Origin of the sequence: Streptomyces flavofungini (assembly GCF_041028215.1) — a bacterium.
GTDB lineage: Bacteria > Actinomycetota > Actinomycetes > Streptomycetales > Streptomycetaceae > Streptomyces > Streptomyces flavofungini_B.
The window spans coordinates 1-2770 of record NZ_JASKYR010001018.1; the positions used below are offsets into that span (position 1 = coordinate 1).

Here is a 2770-nt window from a genome sequence, read left to right on the forward strand (position 1 = left end):
CTTCCACGGCCCCGGCACCCACCTAGGCCTGGGCGGCCGCCTGARTCTGCCCCTGCGCCCGCTGCCGGACGGCCTGCCYACCGCCGACCCCACCCTGGACGCCCGCCTGGCGACCGACGCACCCCTGGTGGGGCTGCGCCCGGTGACCCGCCGCCGCCTGAGCCCCGCCGGACTGCTCGCCGAGACCGCCCAACGGCCCGGCGTCCACTACGTCGTCGCCGACAGCTTCCACCTGCCCTGGCTGCCCTATTACGGCAACGCCCACATGGACCACAGCTTCCTGCTCGCCGCGGGACCCACCGGTTGGCAGGTCACCGACGCCTACCGCATCGAGACCCGGTGGGGTGCGGCCGAGCCCGGCGTACATGTGCTCGGCGAGCGGGACCTGTCGGGCTTCGAGGCGGCCGAGGTGGTCACCTTCGCACCGGCCGAGCCCCGGCCCGCCCCGCCGAGCGTGGCCGCCTTCGACCCCGGACCGTACGTGGCCGCGTACGCGGACTGGCCCGACCGGCTCCGCGCGCTGGAGCAGCTCTCGGCCGAGACCTGGCTGCTGGCCCGCGCCCGCGGGCTGCACGCCGCCTACCGCGCCCAGTACGCCGGACGCGACGAGCGGACCGGACACGCCGCCGGGCACGGTGAGCGGACCGAGCACACCGACGCCGAACGCGCGCACCTGGAGGCCTGGGACAAGCTGGTCGAGCAGACCTACCTCGCCCAGCGCAGGGTCGCCCGCGGGCGGGCCGAACCGGCGGGCACGCTGGACCGCCTGGCCGAACTGCTCACCGCCGACCGCGTGGTCTTCGGCGCCGAGCCCGCGCCGGTCCACTCGGCCGCCGTCGCCGAGGGCCCGTCCGCCGCCCCGGACCTGCGCCCCCGTATCGCCGCGATGGTCGCCGACGTACTCGGCGTCGCGGAGAAGGACCTGCTGGCGGGTGCCGCGCTCGACTCCTTCCCCTCCTTCAGCTCCTTCCGGCTGGTGGAGATCATCGACCGGATCGAGGGCGACCTTGGCCTGGAGCTCGACGCCGACGAACTGATCCCCGAGAAGCTGCGCCGCATCGACGACTTCTGCCGCATCGCCCGCCCCTGAGCCACCGCAGGCGATTCCCCCGACCGACCCGACCGAAAGGAACCGTCCCCGTGGACCCGCGCTTCACCGACCTGCTCAGGCCCTTCCTCAAGCACGCCGGTGCCGAAGAGATCGCCATCACCCCCGAGACCGACCTGCGCAGGCTCGGCGTCGACTCCATGCAGGCCATCGAGCTCCTCTTCCAGCTAGAGGACGGCTTCGGCATCCAGCTTCCCGACGAGGACATGAACGACGCCACCTTCGCCACCGCGGGCAGCCTGTGGCGCGTGGTGGCCGCACAGCTCCCCGACGCCGACAGCAACAGCAACAGCAATAGCGACAGCGACAGCGACAGCAACAGCAACAGCGACAGCGGCCGGGTGTCGGTGTGAGCGCGGGTCTCACCCCGTCCCTCGGCGCCCGGCTCGCGGAGGTCGTCGAGGTGACCGAGGCGCACCTCACCGACGCCGACCGGGACGCCGCCTTCCCCGTGGAGGCGCTGGCCGCACTGCGCCGCACCGGCCTGCTGGGGCTGCTGGTGCCCGTCGCGTACGGCGGTCTCGGCGGGTCCGTGCGCGACCTGGTGCGCGGCGCCGAGATCCTGGGCCGGGCCGACATGTCCGTGGCCATGATCTTCGCCATGCACTGCCAGCAGTCGGCCGCCCTGGTCCACCATGCCGACGAGCGCCTGGCCAAGGCGCTCCTGCCCCGCGTCGCGACGGGCGAGGTCTATCTGGCCTCCGTCACCACCGAGGCAGGCAAGGGCGGCCATCTCAGCACGGCCGATGCGCAGTTGACCGACGCCGACGGCATGCTGGAGATCGACCGCTTCGCGCCGGTCGTCACCGGCGGGACGCACGCGGACGGCTTCCTCATCACCATGCGCTCGGCGGGTGAGTCCTCCACCGCACACGAGGTGTCCCTCGTCTACGCCGACCGGGACCAGCTCACCGTCCAGGCATCGGGCGACTGGCAGCCGATGGGCATGCGGGCCAGCCACAGCGCCCCGCTGCGCCTCACCGGCCGGGTCCCGGCCCACCAGGTGGTGGGTGAGCCGGGGAACTTCCACGAGATCGCCGCGAACGTCTTCGGCCCGCTCGCCCACCTCGGCTGGTCGGCCGCCTGGCTCGGCACGGCGGCGGGCGCGCTCTCGCGGGTCCTGCGGCTGGTGCGCGGTCCCGCGGGCCGTGAGCGCTTCGACGTCACCTCGGAGCTGCTGCTCACCCGCCTCTCCCGCTCGCGGCAACGTCTGGACACCGTGCACGCGCTGCTGCAACAGGCCGTGCGGGTGGTGGAGTCGGGCGAGGACCTCTCCCGCGCCGCACGGCAGCTGCTGCTCAACTCCCTGAAGATCACCGCTTCCGAGCAGTGCCTGGCCGCCGTGGACGAACTGGTCGAGGCCGTCGGACTGCGCGACGGCTACCTGAAGAACTCACCCACCCGCCTCGAACTGGCCGTACGCGATCTGCGCTCGGCCTCGCTCAACTACCACAACGACCGTCTCCATCTGGCGGACGGCCGACTGGCGCTGCGCGACCAGGGAGTCACCTTTGCCTGAACGTCCCACCACCGGCACGGCCGCTCTCCCGGCCGACCTCCCCCTCGCTTCCCCGGCCGACCTCCCCCTCGCTTCCGCGACCCTCCCGGCGCGGGTTCCGGGCGCCGATGCCGACGGTGCCGCCGTGTGGGCGGCCCTGGGCG

3 protein-coding genes are annotated in these 2770 nt (G+C 73.4%); all 3 read left to right on the top strand.

Going from position 1 to position 2770, the window contains the following annotated elements; all coding sequences use genetic code 11:
* Positions 1-1090: acyl carrier protein (locus tag AB8Z36_RS37865; protein WP_369217909.1), on the top strand; the 1090-nt coding region annotated here is incomplete at its 5' end.
* 50 nt (positions 1091-1140) lie between these two features.
* The gene (locus tag AB8Z36_RS37870) at positions 1141-1461 is read left to right on the top strand and encodes a phosphopantetheine-binding protein (RefSeq protein ID WP_369217910.1); all 321 of its coding nucleotides are present in this window, start codon (positions 1141-1143) and stop codon (positions 1459-1461) included.
* Positions 1458-2627, top strand: a complete 1170-nt coding sequence (locus tag AB8Z36_RS37875) for an acyl-CoA dehydrogenase family protein (protein ID WP_369217911.1) — start codon at positions 1458-1460, stop codon at positions 2625-2627. The genes AB8Z36_RS37870 and AB8Z36_RS37875 overlap by 4 nt, the downstream gene beginning before the upstream one ends.
* Positions 2628-2770: the final 143 nt, after the last annotated feature.